Annotated in this window: 16 protein-coding genes; 14 read left to right on the top strand and 2 right to left on the bottom strand. The window is 66.8% G+C overall.

Annotated features, from left to right (window positions below; all coding sequences use genetic code 11):
- The first annotated feature begins 8 nt into the window (after positions 1 to 8).
- Entirely contained in the window at positions 9 to 1,508 is a 1,500-nt protein-coding gene (locus OXG79_05205) for a hypothetical protein (GenBank protein MCY3783166.1), read from the top strand.
- Positions 1,495 to 3,498 (top strand): glycoside hydrolase family 127 protein, encoded by a 2,004-nt coding sequence (locus OXG79_05210; GenBank protein MCY3783167.1) that lies wholly within the window; start codon positions 1,495 to 1,497, stop codon positions 3,496 to 3,498. The genes OXG79_05205 and OXG79_05210 overlap by 14 nt, the downstream gene beginning before the upstream one ends.
- A 173-nt stretch (positions 3,499 to 3,671) precedes the next feature.
- Here the strand turns inward: OXG79_05210 and OXG79_05215 are convergent, their stop codons facing one another.
- A complete protein-coding gene (locus OXG79_05215) occupies positions 3,672 to 4,571 on the bottom strand; it encodes a hypothetical protein (protein ID MCY3783168.1) in 900 nt (299 codons plus the stop codon).
- Positions 4,572 to 4,589: 18 nt separating this feature from the next.
- On the opposite strand from OXG79_05215, the gene OXG79_05220 reads away from it, so the two are divergent.
- The 9 genes from OXG79_05220 to OXG79_05260 all read left to right on the top strand — a co-directional run bounded on the left by OXG79_05220 (position 4,590) and on the right by OXG79_05260 (position 17,512).
- Entirely contained in the window at positions 4,590 to 5,084 is a 495-nt protein-coding gene (locus OXG79_05220) for a zinc ABC transporter substrate-binding protein (GenBank protein ID MCY3783169.1), read from the top strand.
- Positions 5,085 to 5,359: 275 nt separating this feature from the next.
- Complete coding sequence (locus OXG79_05225) at positions 5,360 to 6,487, top strand: zinc ABC transporter substrate-binding protein (protein MCY3783170.1); 1,128 nt, start codon at positions 5,360 to 5,362, stop codon at positions 6,485 to 6,487.
- Positions 6,484 to 7,263, top strand: a complete 780-nt coding sequence (locus OXG79_05230) for a metal ABC transporter ATP-binding protein (protein MCY3783171.1) — start codon at positions 6,484 to 6,486, stop codon at positions 7,261 to 7,263. Before OXG79_05225 ends, OXG79_05230 begins: the two co-directional genes overlap by 4 nt.
- 2 nt (positions 7,264 to 7,265) lie before the next feature.
- Positions 7,266 to 8,147, top strand: coding sequence for a metal ABC transporter permease (locus OXG79_05235; GenBank protein ID MCY3783172.1), 882 nt, complete (start codon positions 7,266 to 7,268; stop codon positions 8,145 to 8,147).
- A 186-nt stretch (positions 8,148 to 8,333) separates the two neighbouring features.
- Positions 8,334 to 9,497 carry a family 10 glycosylhydrolase gene (locus tag OXG79_05240; GenBank protein ID MCY3783173.1) on the top strand — a complete coding sequence of 388 codons (1,164 nt, stop codon included), beginning with the start codon at positions 8,334 to 8,336 and terminating at the stop codon, positions 9,495 to 9,497.
- 223 nt (positions 9,498 to 9,720) lie between these two features.
- Positions 9,721 to 11,760 (top strand): ABC transporter substrate-binding protein, encoded by a 2,040-nt coding sequence (locus tag OXG79_05245; protein ID MCY3783174.1) that lies wholly within the window; start codon positions 9,721 to 9,723, stop codon positions 11,758 to 11,760.
- 343 nt (positions 11,761 to 12,103) lie between these two features.
- Positions 12,104 to 14,125 carry an ABC transporter substrate-binding protein gene (locus OXG79_05250; protein MCY3783175.1) on the top strand — a complete coding sequence of 674 codons (2,022 nt, stop codon included), beginning with the start codon at positions 12,104 to 12,106 and terminating at the stop codon, positions 14,123 to 14,125.
- Between the two features lie 390 nt (positions 14,126 to 14,515).
- Positions 14,516 to 16,552, top strand: a complete 2,037-nt coding sequence (locus OXG79_05255; GenBank protein MCY3783176.1) for an ABC transporter substrate-binding protein — start codon at positions 14,516 to 14,518, stop codon at positions 16,550 to 16,552.
- A 189-nt stretch (positions 16,553 to 16,741) separates the two neighbouring features.
- Positions 16,742 to 17,512 (top strand): fumarylacetoacetate hydrolase family protein, encoded by a 771-nt coding sequence (locus tag OXG79_05260; protein MCY3783177.1) that lies wholly within the window; start codon positions 16,742 to 16,744, stop codon positions 17,510 to 17,512.
- A 112-nt stretch (positions 17,513 to 17,624) separates the two neighbouring features.
- Here OXG79_05260 and OXG79_05265 read toward each other — a convergent pair whose 3' ends face one another.
- Positions 17,625 to 18,374: a phytanoyl-CoA dioxygenase family protein gene (locus tag OXG79_05265; GenBank protein ID MCY3783178.1), complete on the bottom strand. Its 750-nt coding sequence runs from the start codon at positions 18,372 to 18,374 to the stop codon at positions 17,625 to 17,627.
- A gap of 355 nt (positions 18,375 to 18,729) precedes the next feature.
- Between OXG79_05265 and phnA the strand changes: the two genes are divergently transcribed.
- The 3 genes from phnA to OXG79_05280 all read left to right on the top strand — a co-directional run bounded on the left by phnA (position 18,730) and on the right by OXG79_05280 (position 23,547).
- Complete coding sequence (gene phnA, locus OXG79_05270; GenBank protein MCY3783179.1) at positions 18,730 to 19,926, top strand: phosphonoacetate hydrolase; 1,197 nt, start codon at positions 18,730 to 18,732, stop codon at positions 19,924 to 19,926.
- A 61-nt stretch (positions 19,927 to 19,987) separates the two neighbouring features.
- Positions 19,988 to 21,760: an ABC transporter ATP-binding protein gene (locus tag OXG79_05275; GenBank protein MCY3783180.1), complete on the top strand. Its 1,773-nt coding sequence runs from the start codon at positions 19,988 to 19,990 to the stop codon at positions 21,758 to 21,760.
- Positions 21,757 to 23,547 (top strand): ABC transporter ATP-binding protein, encoded by a 1,791-nt coding sequence (locus OXG79_05280; GenBank protein ID MCY3783181.1) that lies wholly within the window; start codon positions 21,757 to 21,759, stop codon positions 23,545 to 23,547. Before OXG79_05275 ends, OXG79_05280 begins: the two co-directional genes overlap by 4 nt.
- Positions 23,548 to 23,603 lie beyond the last annotated feature (56 nt).

Raw genomic sequence — 23,603 nt, forward strand, 5'->3', positions numbered from 1 at the left:
AGAGCGCCATGCCACGGACCAACTGCCTGTCGATGCTGCTCAATGACGACATCGCCGACTGCGACACGCTCGCGTTTCGGGTCGAGCCGGCGGTCCCCGATCCGGCCAATCCGCTGCTCGAGCCGCACTTCCCCTGGGACAGCGGCGCGGTGTTCGCCCACGGCACGTTCGCCAAGGACCCCATCGACGGGCTCTGGAAGGGCTGGCATCTCTCGACGCCCGCTGGGGAGTCGCGCTTCGAGTCTTACCGTCGTCTCACCTACTGCGAATCCGAAGACGGCGTGAACTGGACTCGGCCCGAGCTCGATATCGCCTCTCAGCCCGGGTATCCGAAGACCAACATCATCTTCGATCTCGACTCGGGAGGCGCGTCGCAGTTTGCGTCCGTGCTCATCCACCCCGACGCGGAGCCCGAGCGGCGCTACGAGATGTTCGCCATGCGCGTGCCGGGACGACCCGAGGGCATCGGGGCCAACTTCATTCCCGGCATCCCGCGCCGGCCCGGCGAAGACCGGCATCCGACTGCCGTCTATCGCTACTTCTCGTCGGACGGCATCCACTGGAACGCCGAGGAGGGCCCGCTGCTCGAGGTGATGACGATCGGCAACCGCATGATCATGCCCTACACCACCCCCATCGGCGGGGCCGACCACTCGGCCTACTTCAAATCCGAGGACGGGGGCTACGAGCTGATCCAGAAGGTCGGCACGACGATGCATCCCGGCGGCGCCATCCCCTACGACTGCTTCCCGATGGGCCGCCGCGTCATCGGCCGGCGCACCAGTCCCGACGGATCGAACTGGTCGCCGATCGAGATCATCATCGAGCCGGACTGGAAGGACGCCCAGGACCTGCAGTTCATGGAGTTGGCCCCATTGAAGGTGAAGGGCGGACACCTGGGTCTGCTCTGCTGCTACAACCTTCGCGAGCAGACGATCAACTGGCAGTTCGCCGGCAGCGCCGACCGCCGCATCTGGGAGCGCCCGGCGCGCCGCCCCACGCTCGACAACGCGCCGCTCGGCGACTACGGCGGTGGCATGCTCTGGCCCACCCACAGCTTCATCGAGCACGAGGGCCGCGTCTACATGTACTACGGCGCGCTCGAGGGCATCCACGGCGATATCTTTTCCGATCAACCGTCGCTGCATATCTTCAACGGCGCGCTCTGCCGCGCCAGCTGGGAGCTCGATCGCTACTGGGCCGCCGTGTCCGCCGCGGGCGGCGTCAACGTCGGCACGTTGACCACTCACCCGCTGCCGGTGGCCGGCAAGCAGCTGCTGCTCAACGCGGCGACCTCCACGGTTGGCCCCGGTGAGCTCGAGGTCGAGCTGCTCGATCCCGACGGCAATGCGATCGAGGGCTTCAGCCGCGAGGACTACGTGGCCTGGCACGGCGACTCCAAGGCGCAGCCGGCGCGCTGGTCCGGCGGCAGCGTGGCCCCGCGCGACGACGTGGCCGCCAAGTTCTATCTGCGGCGATCGCGGCTCTACGGCTTTGGCTGGGAATAGCGGCGGACGCGCCACCGAGCCGCCCTGGCGGCTGGCGGGCGCCGTCGACACCACCGACAGCCCCCACGCGCGGCTGCGCCCCGTGCCGATTCACGCCGTCACGATGGGCGACGGCTTTTGGAAACCGCGCATGGAAGGCAACCGCACCGCCGGCATCGCCGCCTTCCTCGCCTGGATGGATGAGGACGGCCAGGTCGCGCCGTTTCGCGCCTTCGCGCACTTCGCGCGCACCGGCGATTCATCGCGCATCCCTGGCGCGCTCGACACGATGCGCGCCACCTTCGAGGGCCGCAACAGCCGCCGCCTGCGGCACTCCTGGCGCGCCGCGCTAATGGAAGTGGTTGAGGCTTGCGCCTTCACGCTGCAATCCGTGGACGACCCGGACCTGCGGGCGCTCATGGACGAGCTGGTCGCCGGCATCGTGGCCGCGCATGACAGCGAGGAATTCTGGCAGTGGTACTACGGCGACGACTTTCAGTTCTCCTATCAGCTCGCCGGCCCGGGCCACATGATCCAGGCGGCCGTCGCCCACCATCGGACCACCGGGCAAACCGATTTCCTCGACGTGGCCGTTCGCGTCGCGGACGCGATCGCGGCCAAGTTCGAGGGAAACGCGTTCGCCGAGCATCCGGGCATCGAAATGGCGCTGGTCGAGCTTTGGCGGGCGACGGGCGAGGAGCGCATCTTCCGGCTCGCGGCGCACTTCACCGCGCTGCTCATGGAGCAGGAGCCGGTGATCGGCCCGCACACCGGCGAGGGCAACTGGCGCCATTTCAATTGTCACGTCGTGCGGCAGACCTATCTGCCCGCCGGCGCCGCCGACCTGCTGGCCGAGCGATCGGACCCGGCCCTGCACGCGCAGCTGCACGCCATCTGGCGCGACATGATGCGCGGCAAGCTGCAAGTTTCCGGGCACATCGCCGTGGACCACTGGATGCCCGAGCGCATCACGCCGGAGCCCTTCGCCCTCGCCGAGGGCGTGCTCGGCAACGTGCTGAACCACATCAACCACGGCTTCGAGCTCTGCGAGAGCGTCGGCAACGTCATGTGGAGCTGGCGCATGTTGATGCTCGGCGCGGATGCCGCATACGCCGACCAGCTCGAGCGGGCGCTCTACAACGGCCTGCTGCCGCACTACGGCCTCGACGACCGCAGTTGGTTCTATCTGTGTCCCATGGCGTCGGACGGCGATCACCCGCGCCGCAACGCCTGGGGCAACCCGGCCACCGGCTGCTGCGGGGCCAACGCGGTCCGGTTCACGCCCTCGGTGCCGTCCTACATGTTCACCACCTCCGACGACGGCGTGTGGGTGCACCTGTACGACGCCTGCCGCATGGACTGGCATCTGCCGGATGGCTCGCCGATCAGCCTGGACGTGCGCACCCGCTATCCATGGAGCGGCGGCGTTGAGGTGCATGTAGGCGTCGACGAGCCTTCCGACTTCACGGTGCACCTGCGCATTCCCGGCTGGTGCGACGACGCGCAGGCCACCGTCAACGGTGAGCCCGTCGCCGACCCGATCACCCGGGGGGCATATCTCGCCCTGCGCCGCACCTGGAACGACGGCGACGTGATCACGCTCGACCTGCCGATGCCGGTGGTTGGCATGGAGGCCGATCCGCGGGCCGAGGAGTTTCGCGGCAAGACCGCCGTCATGCGCGGGCCGTTGCTCTACTGCTTCGAGGGGATCGACAACATGGCGACGAGCGTTCGCGACCTCGCCGTCGAGCCGGGCGAAGCCATTCGACCCTTCGTGTCGGACTCCGAACCCCAGGCGCTGTATCAGCCGGCTGCAACCCTGGCGGCGTTCGTGCCCGTCGACCAACCGGACCTCCTGGGCGGAGTGACCGTGCTCCAGGGTCCCGCCGCGGGTCGCGACGCCGGGACGGAGCTCACCGCCGTTCCCTTCTATGCCTGGTCCAATCGCGAACCGACGCCCATGGCCGTGTGGATCGATTGGGCCGATGGCGAGGGACGTCAAGGGCGGTAGTCCGAGAAGCGCCGATCCCCTTTTAGGCACACCCGTCCGCGAATTGGCGGCGGCCTGAACGACGCGGCCAACCAAGCCAAGCAGTTTTCGAACGATGCTGATTATTGCGACTCAGTGTCAATAAATGTATATTGCGACCAGGTATCGATTACGAAGTCTCCATCGGAGGTTGGTCAATGAGGTTCCGCATCGCGCTCGCCGCGATCTTTAGCGTTCTGGTCCTGGCTACGGCCTGCGGGGAAAGCGACTCGAGTTCGGAGCGCGCCGCGGCCGTTGCGACCCCAACGCCCTCCGCCACCGAAGCGGCAGCGCCCGGCGACCCGAGTTCGGAGCGCCTCACGGTCATCGCGACGATCTACCCGCTGGGGTACTTCGCCGAGCGTGTTGGCGGTGACCGGGCCGAGGTCACCGTGCTCGTTGAACCCGGCATCGAGGCGCACGGCTATGAAGTCACGGCGTCCGAGCTTCGGACGCTCGGCGACGCCGACGTGATCGTGATGAACGGAATCGGTCTCGAGCCGTGGATGGAGCGGGCGATACACGCCGTCGAAGACGAAATCTCGGCGGTAGTCGTGGAAGCGGCCGATCCAGCGCTGGCTATGGAGGGCGAAGTCCATATGCACGACGACGAGGAAGAGGGCCACCACGACGACGAAGAAGGCCACCACGACGAGGACGAAGAAGGCCATCACGACGAAGATGAAGAAGGCCACCACGACGAGGACGAAGAAGGCCATCACGACGAAGATGAAGAAGGCCACCACGACGAGGACGAAGAAGGCCATCACGACGAAGATGAAGAAGGCCACCACGACGAGGACGAAGAAGGCCATCACGACGAAGATGAAGAAGGCCACCACGACGAGGACGAAGAAGGCCATCACGACGAAGATGAAGAAGGCCACCACGACGAGGACGAAGAAGGCCATCACGACGAAGATGAAGAAGGCCACCACGACGAGGATGAAGAAGGCCATCACGACGACGAGGAAGGCCACCATGACGACGAGGAAGGCCACCATGACGACGAGGAAGGCCACCACCACCACGGCGAAGGCGGGCTCGACCCGCACTTCTGGCTAAGCCCGACGATGGCCGCGCGACAGGTCGAGCGCATCCGTGACGCCTTCATCACCGCGGATGCGGCCAACGCAGCCGCCTACCGGCAAAACGCGGACGAGTTGATGGCCGAGTTGGAGGAGTTGGACCGGGAATTCACCGAGAGTCTCGTCGCCTGCAAGCACGATCACTTCGTGACTTCGCACGCGGCCTACGGCTATCTGGCCGCGCAGTACGGCCTCGAGCAGATTGCGCTGGCCGGATTCTCCCCGGAGGTGGACCCCTCGCCGCAGCGGCTAGCCAGCGTCACGGACCGCGTGACCGACCTGGGCCTGGGGCATGTGCTGGTCGAGCCGGTGCTCAGCGACCGCCTCGCGCAGACGGTGGCCCGCGAAACCGGCATCGAGCTCCGCGCCATCCACGCCATCGAGAGCGTGACGCAGAACGAGCTCGACGCGCACGGCGACTACTTCGGCCTCATGCGCGACAACATGGCGGCGCTCAGGCTCGCCCTGGAGTGCGAATGATGGATTCGCCGCTGCCGCAGGGCCGCGAATCGAGCGGAATCATGTGACCCCCGCGCACGGTGACGCGGCGGCGGTGGATGACGTGTCGCTGGTAGCCCCGGCAAGGTTGCGACTGCTTGAACAAGCTGGCTTCGGGTCGATGAGCCCGTCGCAAGCCGGATCAGCCCCGGATCCCGCGAGGCGGAGGGAAAGGCGCCGCCGGCCACGCACTTTCGCGTGGAGCGGCCTAGGGTGACACTATGTGTCGAGAAGCAATTGCCGCCGGAGCCTGGTCAATGAGATTCCGCATCGTGATCGTCGCCATTCTTGGAGTGCTGGTATTCACTGCCGCCTGCGGAGAAAGCGACGGGGCGTCCGACCGCCTCCAGGTTGTCGCCACGATCTATCCGCTGGGGTACTTCGCCGAACGTGTCGGCGGTGACCGGGCCGAGGTCAGCGTGCTGGTTGGGTCGGGGATCGAGGCGCACGGTTTCGAACCTAGCCCGTCCGACTTGCTCGCGCTGGGCGACGCCGATGTGATTGTCATGAACGGGATCGGGCTCGAGCCCTGGATGGATGGCGCGATCGACGCCATTGGGGACGACCTGACCGCGATTGTCGTGGAGGCGGCCGACCCGACGCGGGCGATGGAAGGCGAAGTTCACACGCACGGTGAAGCGGAAGGCGATCACGACGACGAAGGCGATCACGGCCACGAGGACGGTGAGCACCACGATGAAGACGGTGAACACCACGACGAGGACGAGGGTGACCACGGCGACGAAGAGGGGCACCACGACGACGAAGACGGTGAACATCACGATGAGGACGGCGAACACCACGATGAGGACGGCGAACACCACGACGAAGACGGCCACCACGAGGGCGAAGAGCGCGCACTCGACCCCCACATGTGGCTCAGCCCCACGCTGGCCGCGCTTCAGGTCGAGCGCATCCGCGACGCCTTCGTCTCCGCGGACGCGTCGAACGCCGACGAGTACCGGCAGCGCGCGGACGAGCTCATCGCCGAGCTCAACGCGCTGGAGCAGGAGTTTGCGGACGGTCTCGAGGCCTGCAAGCACGATCACTTCGTGACTTCGCACGCGGCGTACGGATACCTGGCCGCGCAATACGGCCTGGAGCAGATCTCGGTTGCCGGGCTATCCGCCGACGTCGCGCCCTCGCCCCAGCGGCTCGCGTCCGTCACCGACCGTGTGACCGAGCTGGAGTTGGGGCATGTGCTGGTCGAGCCCGTGCTCAGCGATCGTCTCGCACAGACCGTGGCGCGTGAAACCGGGGTGGAGCTGCTGTCCATCCACGCCATCGCGAGCGTGACGGACAACGAGCTCGAGGCGCACGGCGACTACTTCGGACTCATGCGAGACAATCTTGCAAACCTCAGGATTGCCTTGGAATGTGAATGACGTGCTCTGAGTCGCCATCGCGTCCCGTCATCGAGTGGGATTGCGTGACGTTCGCCTACGGCGAGGCGGTGGCGGTGGAGGACGTGTCGCTCACCATCCATGCCGGGGAGCTGGCGGCGATCTTGGGGCCCAACGGCAGCGGCAAGAGCACGCTGATTCGGCTCGCCCTCGGTCTGCTCCGTCCGCTATCGGGCGCCGTGCGGCTCTTCGGGCGCAATGCGGTGGACTTCGCCGACTGGGACCGCGTCGGCTACATGCCGCAGGTGATCGCCGGGACCTGGCGCGACTTTCCCATCACCGTCGCGGAGACGGTGGCCCACGGGGCCTATCGCGGCATTTCCCCCCTCGCGCTGTTTCATCGCTCCGAGCGCCCCGAGGTCATCGAGGCGCTCGAGGCGGTGGGCATGGCGTCCTACAGGGGGCGGCGACTGTCGCAACTCTCCGTCGGCCAGCAGCAACGCGTGCTCTTGGCCCGGGCGCTCGTGCGTCAGCCGGAGCTGATCGTGCTCGACGAGCCCGCGGCCGGCATTGACGTCTCGGGCGAGGAGCAGTTGTACGCCCTCCTGCGCGACCTCAACCGCGAGCGCAACTTCACCGTCGTGCTCGTCTCACACGACATCGGGGCCATGCTGCGGGAGGCCAATACCGTGGCCTGCATGAACCGCACCCTGGTTCGTCACGGGCCGCCCCACGAGCTCACCAACGCGGAAATCGCCATGCTCTACGGCGCGCCCGTCGACGTGCTGGTCCACGACGCGCTCCACGAACACCGCTAGCCGTGCCGTCGATCTTTCTCTACGAGTTCATGCTGCGCGCCCTCGCCGGCGGCGTGCTCGTGGGCATGCTGGCGCCCACGCTCGGGGTATTCGTCGTGCTGCGGCGCTTCTCGCTCATTGCCGACACGCTCGCGCACGTGGCGCTGATGGGCGTGGCCGTGGGACTGGCGACCAACACGTTTCCCTCGCTGGTGGCGCTAGTGGCGGCCTGTATTGGGGCCATCGTCGTCGAGCAGTTGCGTTCGCGCGGTCGGCTTCCGGGCGACATGGCCCTGGCCGTGGTGCTTTACGGGTCACTCGCGTTTGCCGTCGTCGTGATTGGAATTGCCGGCGGCTTCAACGTCGACCTCTTCTCGTTCCTATTCGGCTCCATTCTCAGCGTGTCCCCGTTGGACCTGTGGCTCCTCGCCGGGATCACGGTTGCCGTGGTGCTGTTTGTCGGCGTGTTCTTTGTCGACCTGGCGCAGATCGCCTTCGACGACGATCTGGCGAAAGTGAACGGGGTGCGGACCGGTGCGCTCAACCTCGCGCTGGCGGTGCTAACTGGCGCCACCATCACCCTGTCGATGCGGGTCGTCGGCGTGCTGCTGGTGGGCGCCATGCTCGTCGTGCCGGTGATGGTTGGGTTGCGGCTGGCGCGCGGCTTGCGGGCCGCCATGGCGACGGCCGTCGCGGCCGGAGTGTTCAGCGCCATCGTTGGATTGACCATCGCGTTCTACGTCGACGCCTCGGCCGGCGGCGCCACCGTGCTGACGGCCCTGGGTCTGCTTGGACTGGCCTACGTCTGGACCTCCGTGCGTCGGTGGCGTCGCCGCGGGCGTGGCGGAGCCCCCGCCGCGGCGAGTGCCAACGGACCGCCGGGGCACCGGCACCATCACCACTGAGCGCCGCCGTCCTGTCGGGAGGGCGGTTGGCGTGCCACCCCGGGTTTCTCGGGACCTACGTCCCGCTGGCCGTACCTCGGCGGAGCGGCGCAAGCCTGAGCCTCACGCTATCCGCTGACCCCGGACGCCCGAGGATTTCAACTCGGAGGGCCTGGCGCCGCGGCGCAGCGTGCTAGCGTGCGCCCCATGGTCGACATCGAGTTCGTGGACCCAGGCGCCGCCGCCGCCGTTTGCGCCGCGTCCGGTGTCAGCAAGGTCATGCACTACGCCCAGGGCGTGCTTGAAAGTCACGCGTGGGTCGCCTGTGAGCGCCCGCCGGGTTCCGACGGCATCGAGATTGGCGCGCCGGAGCAGACCGAAGCCGGCGCCCTGTTGCTCAAACGCCGCATCGACGAGGCCCACGCGGCCGGCCTTCGAGTTGACGCCTACAGCATTCTCGGCCTTGCCGGCGTCTGGGCGGGATCACGCCACCAGGTGCCGCGGGTCATTGAACCTGTCGGTCGAGTGCCAAGGTTTGCCGTCGATCACCCCGAATTCATGTCCAAGGCCCGCGACGGCCGAAGCTGGCTCGACTGGGACGTCGGCGAACCGGTGCTGGGCTACGACGTGGGCTACCTGGCCCTGGCGCACCCCGAAGCCCGCGCCTATGCGCGCCGCGAATTGGTGGCCTTCGCGCGAGACTTCGGGGCCGATGGGGTGCAGCTGGAGTTCCTGCCCGTGCTGGCCGCCGGCGAGAGCGTGTGGCCACTGGGATACGACGACCCGGCGCTTGCCGAGTACCGTCGGCGCTTCGGCGTGGATCCGCGCTCGCGGCCCGTGGACGACCCGGCTTGGGCGCGCCTGCGGGCCGGGTACGTGACGCAGTTCTTGCGGGAGTTGCGCGGCGACCTGGACACCTTGGGGCGGCCGGTGGAAATTGCGGCGGCAACCGAGGGCATCTGGGCCCGTCCCACCGAGGCCTACAAGCTCGGTCTGGACTGGCCGGCGTGGGTCGAGGAGGGATTGGTGGACGCGCTCTATCCGCGCTTCTTTCTCAACGACCCGCTCTATCCGCTCAGCGACCCATCAAGCGAGACGGGCTGCTGGCTGTCCGATGTCGCCCGCATCGAGCGCGAGATGGCGACCGTGCGCGGCATCGTGGGCAGTCGGTTTCGCGTGTGTGCCACGGCCATCGCCTCGAACGCGCCCGAGAACGAGCCCGTGCCGGTGCTCGTCGAGCGAATCGTCGCCGCCGCTCGGGCCATGGTCACGTCGGGATCGGACGGCTTTGGGATCTACGTGGACGCGCGGGTCGGCGACGACGACGCCTTCTGGGCCGGTCTACGTCGCATCCACGAGGGCCGGTTCTAGCGCACGGCGGTCAGTGATGGTCCGCAGCGGTGTTTTGCGCGCGGTGAACCCAGGCGCGGAAGGGCTGCCGGGACTTCGGGTATCCTTAGGGGTTCGCGGCGTTGCCCAAATGTATGCATAATGCGCCGCTGGAAAGTCGCCGCCGCGGGTGGTCCGCGGAGCGGTGCTACCGCCATGTCGGCGGCAAGGGGAGGTTTGTATGAAGCATGTTGCGGGGCGTGTAATGACCCGCCGCAATCTGTTGCGTGGTGCGTCCGCCGGCCTATTCGGCGCGGCAGGCGCGGCCGTGCTGGCGGCGTGTGGCGAGGCGCAAGTCGTCGAAAAAATCGTCACGCAGGAAGTGATCAGAGAGGTCCCGGTTGAGACCGTCGTCACCAAGGAAGTGGTGAAGGAGGTCCCGGTCGAGTCCGTGGTCACGAAGGAAGTCGTCAAGGAAGTCGCGGTCGAGAAGGTCGTGACGCAGGAAGTCATCAAGGAAGTCGTCAAGGAAGTCGAAGTCGTCAAGGAAGTGCCGAAGGAAGTCGTCAAGGAAGTCGAAGTCATCAAGGAAGTGCCGAAGGAAGTCGTCAAGGAAGTCGTCGTGACGAAGGAAGTCGAGGTCATCAAGGAAGTCACGGCCGAGATGATGATTCCGGAGGGTCCGCTCAGTGGTGAGGTCCTGACCCTCAGCGCCAGCCGCGCCAACACGCAGGACATCTTCACGCAGCTCCGCCAGGTCAGCAGCACGCAGGCCTTCGTCACCGACTACGTCTTCATGCCCCTGTGGTATGGCGACACGTGGGGTCCGGGTGAGACACCGGCGATGACCGGCCAGTGGGCGCCTGGTGTGGCCAACAGCTGGGAAGAGGTCGAGCGCAACCGCGTTTACAACTTCACGCTCAATCCGGACGTGGGTTGGCACGACGGCGCGCCGTTGACCGTCAGCGACGTGTTGTTCGGCATCGAGATGGCGTTCGACACCAACTACAACAACAACAAGCACAAGCAGGATTGGGGCGACATCGCCGGCGCCAGGGCCTGGGGCGACAACCCGACCGACAGCGCCGAGGACATCGAGGGCATCTCCGTCATCGACGAGATGACGATCCAGGTTGCGCTCGAGAAGGAGGACCCGGACTGGTGGGCGGCGGGGAGCAAGATCTTCCCCATGGCGCGCCACCACTACGCGGGACTGGACAAGGCGATTGCCACCGAGGCGCGGGCCACCAGCTTGCTGGGCAACGGTCCGATGATCTGGGAGCGCTACGTCACGCAGCAGTTCGCCGACCTCACGGCGAACAAGAGCTACGCCTACGGCGCACCGTGGGTGGACGACTACATCGTGCGCTACGGCGACGGCGAGGCGCTGAACGCGGCCACCGAGGCCAACGAGCAGCCGAACCCGATCGACTTCCATCGCGCGGCTGGCGGCTCACGGACCGAGGCCTTCGCGCGACTGGCGGCACAGCCGCACCTGCGGCCGTTCCCGCAGCGTTCACCGTTCGGCGGGCACGTGTTCTTCAACCAGACCGCCGAGGTCTTTGCGGACATGACCCTCGAGCAGCAGTCGCTGGTGATCGAGGCCATGGTGCGCGCGGTCGACCGCGAGACCATGAACAACGAGCTGTACGGCGGCACGCTGTTCATTTCGGACTACATCTTCGAGCACATCGCGCTGTTGCAGGACCCGCCGGAGGGCACCTTCCGCGACCTGTCCTACGACCCCGACGAGGCCCGGGCCCTGCTTGAAGAGGCCCAGTGGGACTCGGAGAAGGTCATCAAGTGGATCAAGTGGGGACCGCCATCGGCCGCGGACCTGGCGCTCAAGGACTACTGGGACCAGGTTGGCGTCAAGACCGAGTTCCTGCTGGTCGACGGTTCAGCCGTGATCGAGAAGCTGTACCAAGAGCGCGTGCACGACATGGTCATGGCGAACATGGGTGGCGGCCAGAACGCCCTGGACGCCTGTCTGCGCGTGTGCAGCGACAAGGTGTACGAGCTCGGTGGGTGGAACCACTCGAACATCAACCGCCCGTGGATCGACGAGATGTACGCGGCGGTGTTCGCGGCGGAGACGCAGGAAGAGAAGCGCGAGCGCTGGCTGGAGCTGGCCGCACGGTTGCACTCCAAGGGCAACATCGTGGCCGGCCTGCTGTGGCGCGGTTCGCTGCTGAACCTGTACCACCGCCGAGTCCAGGGCGCCTTCTGGATGCAGCACTACGCGATTCCCGTTCGGTCCCCGATCAACCAGGTGTGGATCGACCCGTACTGGGAAGAGCGGTAGCGCTCACCGCGATGCCCCTGCCCTGAGCAGCGGCACCCGCGGACAGCGAAGAGCCGGCGGTCGCAAGACCGCCGGCTCTTCCGCGTCTTGGCGATGGTCGGCTTCCCACGGACGCGCGGGGGATGGAAGGCGTCGGGGAATTCCACCGACACACGCATCACTTCCGGTTAGGAGCATTTGCCCGCCCGTAGTTGATTCGGTTAGTCTCGCGCCCCGCGGCGCAGCCGGGATGATGCAAGGCGCGCCGCCCCGCTACCTTCGCCGCGGAACGTTCGCCTAGCGGTGCGCCGCCGCCAGGACGGCGGCAGGGGAGGCTGGCATGAAGGATGTTGCGGGACGGGTCATGACCCGTCGGAATCTGTTGCGCGGTGCGTCCGCCGGCCTTTTCGGGGCCGCGGGGGCGGCCGTGCTGGCGGCGTGTGGCGAGGCGCAAGTCGTCGAGAAAATCGTCACGCAGGAAGTGATCAAAGAGGTCCCGGTTGAGACCGTCGTCACCAAGGAAGTGGTGAAGGAGGTCCCGGTCGAGTCCGTGGTCACGAAGGAAGTCGTCAAGGAAGTCGCGGTCGAGAAGGTCGTGACGCAGGAAGTCATCAAGGAAGTCGTCAAGGAAGTCGAAGTCGTCAAGGAAGTGCCGAAGGAAGTCGTCAAGGAAGTCGAAGTCATCAAGGAAGTTCCGAAGGAAGTCGTCGTCGAGAAGGTCGTGACCAAGGAAGTCGTCGTCGAGAAGCTCGTGACCGCGGAGATGATGATTCCTGAGGGGCCGATCAGCGGTGGCACGCTCCGGCACAGCGCCGGCGGCGGCAACACCCAGGACATCTTCAACCCGCTCAAGCAGGTCAGCAGCTCGCAGGCCTACATCACGGACTATGTGTTCCTGCCGCTGTGGTATGGCGACACGTGGGGCCCGGGTGACACGCCGGCCATGACCGGTGAGTGGGACCAAGGCGTGGCCAACAGATGGGACGAGGTCGAGCGAGCCCGCGTCTACAACTTCCACATCAATCCGGACGTCAAATGGCATGACGGCCTGCCGGTGACGGCGGACGACGTGCTGTTCGGCGCCAAGCTGGGCCTGGACAAGAACTACGGCTCGGGCATGCACAAGAAGGCCTGGGCCCGCATCGTCGGTGCTGGCGCCTGGGGCGAGAACCCCACGGACAACATTGAGGACGTTGAGGGCCTGTCCAAGCTCGACGAGATGACCGTGCAGGTCGCGATCGACCGGCCCGATTCGGCCTGGTGGGCGAGCCGCGACTGGCACCTGCCGCCGATGGCCCAGCACCACTACGCCGGTCTCGAGCCGGCGACGGCGCTCGAGACGCGCGCTACGCACCTTCTGGGCAACGGCCCGATGATCTGGAACCGCTACGTTTCTCAGCAGTTCGCCGACATGGCGGGGAACAAGGATTTCGCCTACGGCGCGCCCTACGTCGACGACTACGTCGTGCGCTACGGTGACCGGACCGCCTTGGACGCGGCCATGGAGGCTGGCGAGCAGGACTTCCACCGCGGGAGCAACATCGAGGCCTTCCAGCGCCTCGCGTCGTTGCCGCACCTGCGGCCGTTCCCGCAGCGCTCGCCATTCGGCGGGCACGTGTTCTTCAACCAGACCGCCGAGGTCTTCGCCGACATGACGCTCGAGCAGCAGTCGCTGATGATCGAGGCCATGGTGCGGGCGGTGGACCGGGACACGGTCAACAACGAGCTCCACGCGGGCACGCTGTTCATCTCGGACTACATCTTCGAGCACGTGGCGCTGATGCAGGACCCGCCCGAGGGCACCTTCCGCGCCATGCCCTACGACCCGGACGCGGCGCGCGCCCTAGTCGAGGAAGCCCAGTGGGACTCCGAGAAGGTGATCAACTGGATCAAGTGGGGGCCGCCGACGCCCACGGACCTGGCGCTCAAGAACTACTGGGAGCAGGTGGGCATCAAGGTTGAGTTCTTCCTGGTCGACGGCTCGGCGGTGATCGAGAAGCTCTACCAGGAGCGCGTGCACGACATGGTCATGGCGAACATGGGCGGGGACCAGGCCGTCGTGGACGCGTGCCTGCGCGTGTGCAGCGACCGGGTGTACGAGCTCGGTGGCTGGAACCACTCGAACATCAACCGCCCGTGGATCGACGAGGCGTACGCCGACATGCTCGCGGCGCCGAACAACGAGGCGCTGCGCGAGCGGTGGATCGAGTTCGCCACGCGACTCCACTCCAAGGGCAACATGGTGGCCGGACTGTTTTGGCGCGGCTCGCTGCGGAACCTGTATCACAGGCGTCTGCAGGGGGCGTTCTACATGCAGTTCTACGCCATGCCGGTGCACTCGCCGATCGAGCGCGTGTGGCTGGACGAGTACTGGGACGAGCGGTAGCGCCTACCGCGATGCCGCCGCGCAATGCGGCGGCATGAGCCCAGATCGAAGAGCCGGCGGTCGTGCGACCGCCGGCTCTTCGGCGTCTCGCAAGTACATGGCACTCCATGCACGCGCCGGCAGCCGGCCGCTTCGCGACCCACAGATGCGCGCGTCTTCTTCGTTGACGCACGCGGTTCGAGGACATCTGAACAGGACCGCCCGGCCGACGAACAATGGGCCATTCGCGCGCCTCTTTCGGTTTCGGTTAAGCTTTTGTCCCGCGGCGTCGCCGGGATGATGCCAGGCGCGCCGCCCCGATACTGTCGCCGCGGATCATTCGCCTAGCGGTGCGCCGCCGCCAAGTCGGCGGCAGGGGAGGTTTGTATGAAGCATGTTGCGGGACGGGTCATGACCCGTCGAAATCTATTGCGCGGTGCGTCCGCCGGCCTATTCGGCGCGGCAGGCGCGGCCGTGCTGGCGGCGTGTGGCGAGGCGCAAGTCGTCGAAAAAATCGTCACGCAGGAAGTGATCAGAGAGGTCCCGGTTGAGACCGTCGTCACCAAGGAAGTGGTGAAGGAGGTCCCGGTCGAGTCCGTGGTCACGAAGGAAGTCGTCAAGGAAGTCGCGGTCGAGAAGGTCGTGACGCAGGAAGTCATCAAGGAAGTCGTCAAGGAAGTCGAAGTCGTCAAGGAAGTGCCGAAGGAAGTCGTCAAGGAAGTCGAAGTCATCAAGGAAGTGCCGAAGGAAGTCGTCAAGGAAGTCGTCGTGACGAAGGAAGTCGAGGTCATCAAGGAAGTCACGGCCGAGATGATGATTCCGGACGGCCCGCTCAGCGGCGGCACGCTGACGCTCAGCGCCAGTCGCGCCAACACGCAGGACATCTTCACGCCGCTGCGCGCCGTCAGCAGCACGCAGGGGTTCGTGTTTGGCTACGTCTATGAACCGCTGTGGATCGGCGACACCTGGGGCATGGGCGAGACGCCGCAGATGACCGGCCAATGGGATAAGGCCCTGGCCAGCAGCTGGGAGGAAGTTGAGCAGGACCGCTCCTACATCTTCCATCTCAACCCCGACATCTGGTGGCACGACCGCACGCGTGTGGTCGACGCCGACGATGTGCTGTTCGGCATGGAGATGGCGTTCGACCCGGCCTACAACAACAACAAGCACAAGACGGCTTGGGGCGACATCGAGGGTGTGAAGGCCTGGGCGGAGAACCCGACCGACAGCATCACCGACGCCTCGGGTGTGTCCAAGATTGACGAGATGACGGTCCAGGTCACGATCGAGCGGCCCGACAACAACTGGTGGGCGTCCGGCAGCAAGGTCTTTGCCATGCCGCGGCACCACTTTGCGGGCCTGGACAAGGCAATCGCGACCGAAGCGCGGGCGGTGGACCTCCTCGGCAATGGCCCGATGATCTTCGAACGCTACGTCACCCAGCAGTTCGCCGACCTCACGTCGAACAAGGACTGGGCCTACGGCGCGCCGTATGTGGACGACTACGTCGTGCGCTATGGCGACGGCGCGGCGCTCGACGCGGCCACCGAGGCCAACGAGCAGCCGAACCCGATCGACTTCCACCGTGCGGCGGGCGGCATCGAGGCCTTCGCGCGGTTGGCGGCGCAGGCGCACCTGCGGCCGTTCCCACAGCGCTCACCGTTCGCGTCCGGCGTGTTCCTCAACCAGACGGCGGAGATCTTCGCCGACATGACCCTCGAGCAGCAGTCAATGCTGATCGAGGCCATGGTGCTGGCGGTGGACCGTGAGCAGTTGAACAACGAGCTGCACGGCGGCACGCGGTTCATCTCGGACTACATCTTCGAGCACGTGGCGCTGCTGTCGGACCCGCCCGAGGGCACCTTCCGCGACCTGTCCTACAACCCGGACGCCGCACGTGAACTGCTCGCGGAATCGGGCTGGGACTCGAGCAAGGTCATCAAGTGGATGCGGTGGCGAGCGCCGGCGCCGCGTGATCTGGCCATCAAGGCCTACTGGGACGAGGTCGGAATCCAGACCGAGTTCCTGATCATCGATGGCTCCGCCGTGATCGAGAAGCTCTACCAGGAGCGGGTGCACGATCTGGTGTTCGCCAACATGGGCGGCGACCAGAACCCCGTGGACGCGTGCCTGCGGATCTGCAGCGACCGGCTGTATGAGCTGGGTGGTTGGAACCACTCGAACATCAACCGGCCGTGGATCGACGAGGCGTACGCGGCCATCCTCGGCGCGGCAAACGCCGAAGAGCGGCGCGAGGCGTGGTTGGAGATGGCGACGCGGCTGCATGCGCGCGGTGAAATGGTTTACGGCCAGTTCTCGCGCGGGTCGCTGCTGAACCTGTACCACCGCCGGGTCAAGGGCGCGTTCTGGATGCAGAACTACGCCATTCCCGTGCGGTCGCCGATCAACCTGGTGTGGATCGACCCGTACTGGGAAGAGCGGTAGCGCCCACCGCGGCGCCCCTGCCCTGAGCAGCGGCGCCCGCGGCCAGCGAAGAGCCGGCGGTCACTCGACCGCCGGCTCTTCGGCGTTTCGAGGCGCCCGCGAGTGCGAGGCGTCCCGATTGCCGCCTCGACCATCGGCATCATGGATAATCGCGGCACTGTTTCCCGCACCGGCTGACGGCGCGGCGCGATGAAGGAACCTGACGATATGCACTTGGTGCGCTACGAACTCGACGGCAGCATCCGGCACGGCATCTTGGACGACGGCTCGATCGCCGAGATCGAGGGCGACTTCTTTGGCGACCGTCAGCGCACCGGCGCGGTGGTGTCGCTCGACGCGGTCACGCTCAAGTCCCCGACCATGCCGTCAAAGGTCATCAACGCCGCCGGCAACTACGAGAGCCACATGGCCGGTGCGCCCAAGCCGCCCCGCCCCAAGCCGTTCCTGGCGCCCAGCACGTCCGTCACGGATCCCGGCGCCAACGTCGTCATGCCGCGCGAAACGCCGGTGTCGTACGAAGGCGAAATGGCTGTCGTCATCGCCAAGCGCGGCCGCCATATCGCGGAAGACGAGGTCTCGGACTACATCCTCGGCGTGTGCTGCGCCAACGACGTCAGCGCCTACGAGTGGGTCGGCGCCGACAGCGATTGGTTCCGCGGCAAGGGCACGGACACGTTCTCGCCCTTCGGGCCCTGGATCACCCCCGGCCTGGACTACCGCGACCTCCAGCTCATCACCCGCGTTAACGGTGAGGTCGTCGAGGACACCCGCACCACCAAGATGTTCTACGGCGTCGACGAGTTGGTCAGCTACGTCTCGCGGTATATGACCCTCGAGCCGGGCGATGTCTTCTTCACCGGCACCTCCGGCGAGAGCACGCCGCTCAACGACGGCGACGTCGTCGAAGTCGAAGTCGAAGGCAACGGGGTCCTCAGCAATACGTTCGTGCTGGCAACCTAGCGGGCCTGCTCCAGCCTCTCTGTTATTCCGAGCCCCTCTGTCATTCCGAGCGTAGCGAGGAATCAAGAGCGCTGAACTTCCGGCCGCCGGCTGCCCGGACCGTCGCTTCGAGCTAGTCCGCCAGGCCCATCAGGGCGCGTCGCCGTGGGCCGGTTTGGCGGGCGAAGTAGGCGTCGGTGGACTTCATCTCGTCGTGCGATGCGAACTCCACCTGCGACGGCTTGAACAGCAGCCAGATCACCCGGCGCGGCCGGTCCGAGTCGTTCGGCGTGTTCGTGTGCCAGAGGTTCGTGTTGTTCAGCAGACAGGCGCCCGCGGGTCCGGTGGCGTGCACCATTCCGGGAAGCGCGCGGGGCTGACTGTCGTGATTGGCCCACGGTGGCGGCGGCTCGGCGCTCAGATGACTTCCGGGAAGAAAGGCGGTCGCGCCGTTGCGCTCGGTGATGTCGTCCAAGAAGAAGGTCAGACGGAGGTAAGGGCCGCCGTCGCGATGCCAGAGCGTCGCCGCCCGTGAACGCGGCGCCCGATGGTTCCCCGTCGCATCGCAGCACAGCGTCGCGTCGTGTCCCAGCGCGGCTTGGACGATGGGGAGCACGGTGGGCAGGTCCATGAGGTCCTCGAAGACCGGGTCCAATTCGAACAGCCGGTTGATGTCGATGGATCCCGATCCCGGAAGCGATGTCCGCCGATAGTCCTGCACGGCCGTTGGCACGTTGGGGTGGTCGCGGAAGAGTCGGTCGAGGCACTCGCGAACCCGTTCCAGTCGTGTGGGGGCAAGCGCTTCGGGCACGAGCGTGAAGCCGGAGAACTCCAGGCGCTTGAGGTGCAGCGCCATGGCGTGGACTTCCGGAAGCTGCTCCATCGCCCCCTCGCCTGGACGAGTCATACCGGTAGCGCTGCGAGGATAGCGCCGGACCGGTGGCCCAGGCTGCGTGCAGCCTGGGAACTTGCCCGAGCGCGGACGTTCAAACTGTCACTCCGAGCGCAGCAAGGAATCAAAGGGGCAGGAAAAGTTCGCAGCGTCCGTAGATTCCTCACATTCGTTCGGAATGACTGGACAAGGGCCGGCAGCCCGGTCCACCGAGGGGATCGGAACTTCGTAGACGAAGTTAAACGCCGAACACGTACAAAAACCCGCTCAGACCCCAAATGGCCGCCGGGAGCTGGAACCGCCTTTAGACTGGACGCGAACCCGAACGCGAAATGCGAGGCCGCCGTTGCCTGAAAACCATTCGCCCGTGGTCGTGATCTGCGCCGACGGCGCCGACCCGGCCTACGTGGACGCGGCCATCGACCACGGGTGCATGCCCACGCTCGCCCGCTTCCAGCGCGAGGGCGCGTATCACCTCGTCCCGGCGGCGATTCCCTCGTTCACCAACCCCAACAACATGACCATCGCCACCGGTCAGCCGCCCGCGGCGCACGGCATCTCGGGGAATTACTTCTACGACGCGAAGCGCGAGGTCGAAGTGATGATGGACCACCCGCGATTCCTGCGCTGCGAGTCGCTCTTCGCCAGGTTCAGCCGGGAAGGCCATCGCGTGGCCGCCATCACGGCCAAGGACAAGCTGCGCACCATGCTGGCCACCGGCTGGCGCGGCATCTGCTTCTCCGGCGAGCTGGCGCACGCAACGACCGAGGAAGAGCACGGCATCGCGGAGGTCACCCGGCGCATGGGTCGGAGCAATCCCGGCATCTATTCCGGACAAATGAGCGACTTTGTCATGGCCTGCGGTGTCTACCTCGCGCGCGAGCGCCTGGCCGACCTGCTCTATCTCTCGCTCACGGACTTCGTGCAGCACACCTACGCGCCCGGCTCGCCCGAAGCCGACGCTTTCTACACGTCGCTCGACCACCGCCTCGCCGAGCTCGATGCGATGGGGGCCGTGATCCTGCTCACCGCCGACCACGGCATGAACGACAAGTGCCATCCCGACGGCACACCCAACATCGTCTACCTGGAAACGCTGCTGGAAGGGGCGGTGCCCGGGCCGTTTCGAGTGGTGCTGCCGGTGACCGATCCGCACGTGACGCACCACGCGGGCCTTGGATCCTTTGCCACCGTCTATCTGCCGCCCGATCAGGTGGATGCGGCCATCCAGCGCCTGCGCGAAGACCCGCGCATCGACGACGCCTTGCCCCGCGGCGAAGCCGCCGCCAAGTACGAGTTGCCTGCCGATCGCATCGGCGACATCGTCCTGCTCAGCGATCGCGGCTCCGTCCTGGGCCGGGCGCCCGGCGCGCACGATCTATCGGTCCTTAGCGCCTCACGTCTCCGCTCGCATGGCGGCCTGCACGAGGTGACCGTGCCCTTCGCGTCGAATCGTCGGCTGACACCTGAAGTTGAATCGCGAGCGGCCTCGCTGCGGAACGCCGACGCGTTCTCGGTCGCAATGGACGGGCTGCAGATTTAGGCGGGCGCGCACCGCGTGCGGTCTGGCCGCGGTCATGGCACCCTCGATTGAGGGAGGCACGATGAGCGACGCAGCGTCGACCCAATCGCCCAACACCGTTTGGCTCCTCCGCCGCCTGGCAGCCTACCTCCGGCCGCACTGGCGCTGGCAGGCGGCGGCGATCATGTCGTCGGTCCTGGTTGTGGCCACCTTCCTACCCTTCCCCTGGCTGACCAAGATCCTCATCGACGACGTCGTGGGGGCCGGGAACCTGGACCTGCTCGGGCCGGCGGCGGCGGGCATCGTCGCGTCGGCCGTGGCCACGGCCGGTCTGCTTCTGGCGTCCAACTATCTGTACACGACCGCCGGCGAGCAGGCGATCAACGACCTCCGCACGCGGCTCATGAACCACACGTTGCGGCTGCCGCTGGCCTATTTCCGGCGTCAACGGACCGGCGAGGTCGTGGCGCACTTCACCACCGACTCCGTCGCAGTGACGGGCGTCTATCGCGCGACTTTCGGCGTCGCCCCGGCCGCCGTTATCGAGCTCGCCGTCATGCTGCTGGTCGTCGGGCTGATCGACTGGCGCTTTGTCCTTGTGTCGCTTGGCGTCATCCCGCTCCAGGCGACTCTGCCCGCGCTGCTCGGCCGCCCGCAACGCCGGGCTGGTGAACGGGAGCAATCGGCCATGGCCGCGCTCGGCGGTCTGTCGACCGAGCTGGTCGCCGGCGCCCGAGAGATCAAGGCCTTCAACCGACAGGGCTGGGCAGCGCGCCGCCTGGCGAGCGACTTACGCCGGCTGTTCAGCGCTCGCCTGCGCGTCGCGACATTGCGGCACACTCGGCTCTTCTTCACCGTCATCCACGAGCTGATTCGGGTGGCGATCTTTGCCGTGCTCGCGGGCGCCATCCTTGGCGGCGAGGTCAAACTCGGCGTGGTGCTCGCGCTGGCGCAATACATGTTGTACCTCGTGGGGCCGGCATTCGCGCTGATGGGCGCTTACGCCGAGACCCAGCACGCCCTGGGCGCGGCGGGACGGCTGTTCGCGTTCCTCGACACGCCCACAGAGTCGGCGAAACCGGACGCCGCGCGTGGCCTGCCGGACATCCGTGGCGAGATCGACTTCGAGCACGTCAGCGCCGCGTACGAGAGCGGCGCGCGTGTGATCCAAGACGTGAGCTTCACGGCGCCCGCCGGTCGGATCACGGCCTTGGTCGGTCCCAGCGGCTCCGGCAAGACCACCATCGCGAACCTGTTGCTGCGCTTCCTGCAGCCGCACGGCGGACGCATCCTCGTTGATGGACATGACGTGGCCACGGTCACCGCGGCCGAGTTGCGGCGCCACGTGGGCGTCGTGTTTCAGGATCCCGTGCTCTTCGCAGGCACGGTGGCCGACAACATCAGGTTTGGCCGCGACGATATCTCGGAAGCGCGGGTCGTCGAGGCCGCCACGATCGCCAACGCGCATGATTTCATCACGGCCATGCCGCAGGGCTACGCGACCCAGATCGGCGAACGCGGCCTGCGGCTCTCCGGCGGGCAGGCGCAGCGCATCGCGATTGCCCGGGCCATCGCCGCCGACCCGCGGATCCTCGTCCTCGACGAGGCCACCTCGGCGCTCGACGCCGAGGCCGAGCGCCTGGTGCACGTGGCGCTGGAGCGGGCTGCCGCGGACCGCACCATGCTGGTGATCGCACACCGGCTGGCGACCGTGCGCGGCGCGGATCGCATCGTCGTGCTCGACGCGGGCAAGGTCGCGGATACCGGTCGGCACGACGAGCTCTACGAACGCTGTCACCTCTACCGCGAGCTCTGCGACCTGCAGATGACTTCCACCGGCACGGTGAATTCATGAGCGCGCCGGCAGCCGCGATGGCCCCGAGTGAGACCGCCGGCGCCCCGCGCGCCTGGTCCACCTTCCGGCGCCTGCTCGGCTATGTGCGCCCGTATTGGCTGACCGGCGCGCTCGCCACCGCGGCGGCGGCCGCCGCCGCAGTGCTTGTGCTCGCCCGTCCCTGGCTCATCAAGCTGCTGGTCGACGACGTCTTCGGCCAGGGAAATGAAGCGCTGCTCGCGCCGGTGCTCGTCGCCATGTTCGCGCTGGAAGCGGTCCTTGTCGGGCTGGGATACGCCGCCGAATACGGTTATGCCCGCATGGGCGAACGCGCCATGAACCTCTTGCGGACGGGCATCCTGCACCACGCGCATCGCCTGCCCTTGATCAGCTTGCGTCGGCATCGGACCGGCGAAGTTGTGGCGCACTTCACCTCCGACGCCACCGCGATTGGCGGGGTCTACCAGCGCGTATTTTCGGATGGCGCTCTTTCGAGCCTTCGGGTGGTGGCCGTGGTGGGCATCATCTTCGCGGTGGACTGGCGCTTCGGCCTCCTCGCCGCGGCCTTGATCCCGTTCTACGCCTTCCTGCCGGTGCTGATGCAAGGCAGGGTGCAGGGCGCCAGCCAGCGCGTCCAGGACGCCATGGCCGATCTGTCGGCGCTGCTGACTGAATTCGTGGGAGGCGCCCGCGACCTCAAGGCCTTCAATCGCGAGGATTGGGCCGGACGGCGGCTGCGCGTCGCGGCGCGCCGGCTGTGGCGCGGGCGCCTGCGCCTGGTCGTGGTGCAAGGCATCGCCATGGCCCAGACGGTCGTCTACTGGGGCACTCTGGCGGCGATCTGGATCGTGCTGGCCCCGCCGGCGGTCGAGGGCCAGATCACCTTGGGACTCGTGATCGCGCTGGGTTACTACTTCCTGATGCTCGAATCGCCCTCGCGCCGATTGGTGACCGCGTATGTCGAGATCCAGACGGCGCTGGGGGCGGCACGTCGAGTCTTCGCCTTCCTGGACACGCCTGAAGAGCCGAGCCGCGCCGCGGCCACGTCGCCCCCGATCAGGGACGGTGAGGTGCGCTTCGACCGTGTGGCGTTCAGCTACGACGACGACCAGCCGGTCTTGCGCGAGGTCAGCTTCCATGCCACGCGCGGCACGACCCTTGCGGTCGTGGGACCGAGTGGCGCCGGCAAGACGACGCTGATCAATCTGCTGCTCCGCTTTGTCGATCCGGCGTCCGGTCGCATCACCGTGGACGGACACGAGACCCGCGCCTTTGATCCCGCGGCGCTGCGCGGATCGTTTGGGGTCGTGTTCCAGGACCCCATGTTGTTCGAGGGCGCCATCGGCGAGAACATTCGCTTCGGCCGCGAGGACCTCACGGATGCCCACGTCGAGCGCGCGGCCGTTATTGCCAATGCGCACGACTTCATCACCGCCACCGAGCACGGCTACGCGACCCGCATCGGCGAACGCGGCCTGCGGCTCTCGGGCGGCCAGGCGCAACGGGTCGCGATTGCCCGCGCCATTGCCGCCGATCCGCGCATCCTCGTTCTCGACGAGGCCACCTCGGCGCTGGACGCCGAGTCCGAACGCCTGGCGCAGGAAGCGCTGGACCGCGCCTCGCATGGGCGAACGACCATCGTCATCGCCCACCGGCTCGCCACGGTGCGCCGCGCGGATTCGATCGTGGTGCTCGACGAGGGCCAGGTGCTCGATACCGGCCGGCACGAGGAGCTCTATGACCGCTGCGATCTCTACCGGCGTCTCTGCGATTTGCAGTTCCTAGAGCCGGACACAGGCACGGCATAGCCCGCGTCATCTGCTAATCTCTCGCTCCGCCGTGTCGGGCACGCCGCGAAAACGGC

This window comes from Chloroflexota bacterium (genome assembly GCA_026706485.1).
Lineage (GTDB): Bacteria > Chloroflexota > UBA11872 > UBA11872 > UBA11872 > JAJECS01.

Bases quoted from the DNA above. Each gene is read 5' to 3' on its own strand.
- OXG79_05280 (MCY3783181.1), top strand. From the start codon at position 21,757: ATGAGCGCGCCGGCAGCCGCGATGGCCCCGAGTGAGACCGCCGGCGCC.
- OXG79_05230 (MCY3783171.1), top strand. From the start codon at position 6,484: ATGACGTGCTCTGAGTCGCCATCGCGTCCCGTCATCGAGTGGGATTGC.
- OXG79_05265 (MCY3783178.1), bottom strand. From the start codon at position 18,374: ATGGAGCAGCTTCCGGAAGTCCACGCCATGGCGCTGCACCTCAAGCGC.
- OXG79_05205 (MCY3783166.1), top strand. From the start codon at position 9: ATGCCACGGACCAACTGCCTGTCGATGCTGCTCAATGACGACATCGCC.
- OXG79_05275 (MCY3783180.1), top strand. From the start codon at position 19,988: ATGAGCGACGCAGCGTCGACCCAATCGCCCAACACCGTTTGGCTCCTC.
- OXG79_05250 (MCY3783175.1), top strand. From the start codon at position 12,104: ATGACCCGTCGGAATCTGTTGCGCGGTGCGTCCGCCGGCCTTTTCGGG.
- OXG79_05225 (MCY3783170.1), top strand. From the start codon at position 5,360: ATGAGATTCCGCATCGTGATCGTCGCCATTCTTGGAGTGCTGGTATTC.
- OXG79_05260 (MCY3783177.1), top strand. From the start codon at position 16,742: ATGAAGGAACCTGACGATATGCACTTGGTGCGCTACGAACTCGACGGC.
- OXG79_05220 (MCY3783169.1), top strand. From the start codon at position 4,590: ATGGCCGCGCGACAGGTCGAGCGCATCCGTGACGCCTTCATCACCGCG.
- OXG79_05245 (MCY3783174.1), top strand. From the start codon at position 9,721: ATGACCCGCCGCAATCTGTTGCGTGGTGCGTCCGCCGGCCTATTCGGC.
- OXG79_05255 (MCY3783176.1), top strand. From the start codon at position 14,516: ATGACCCGTCGAAATCTATTGCGCGGTGCGTCCGCCGGCCTATTCGGC.
- OXG79_05240 (MCY3783173.1), top strand. From the start codon at position 8,334: ATGGTCGACATCGAGTTCGTGGACCCAGGCGCCGCCGCCGCCGTTTGC.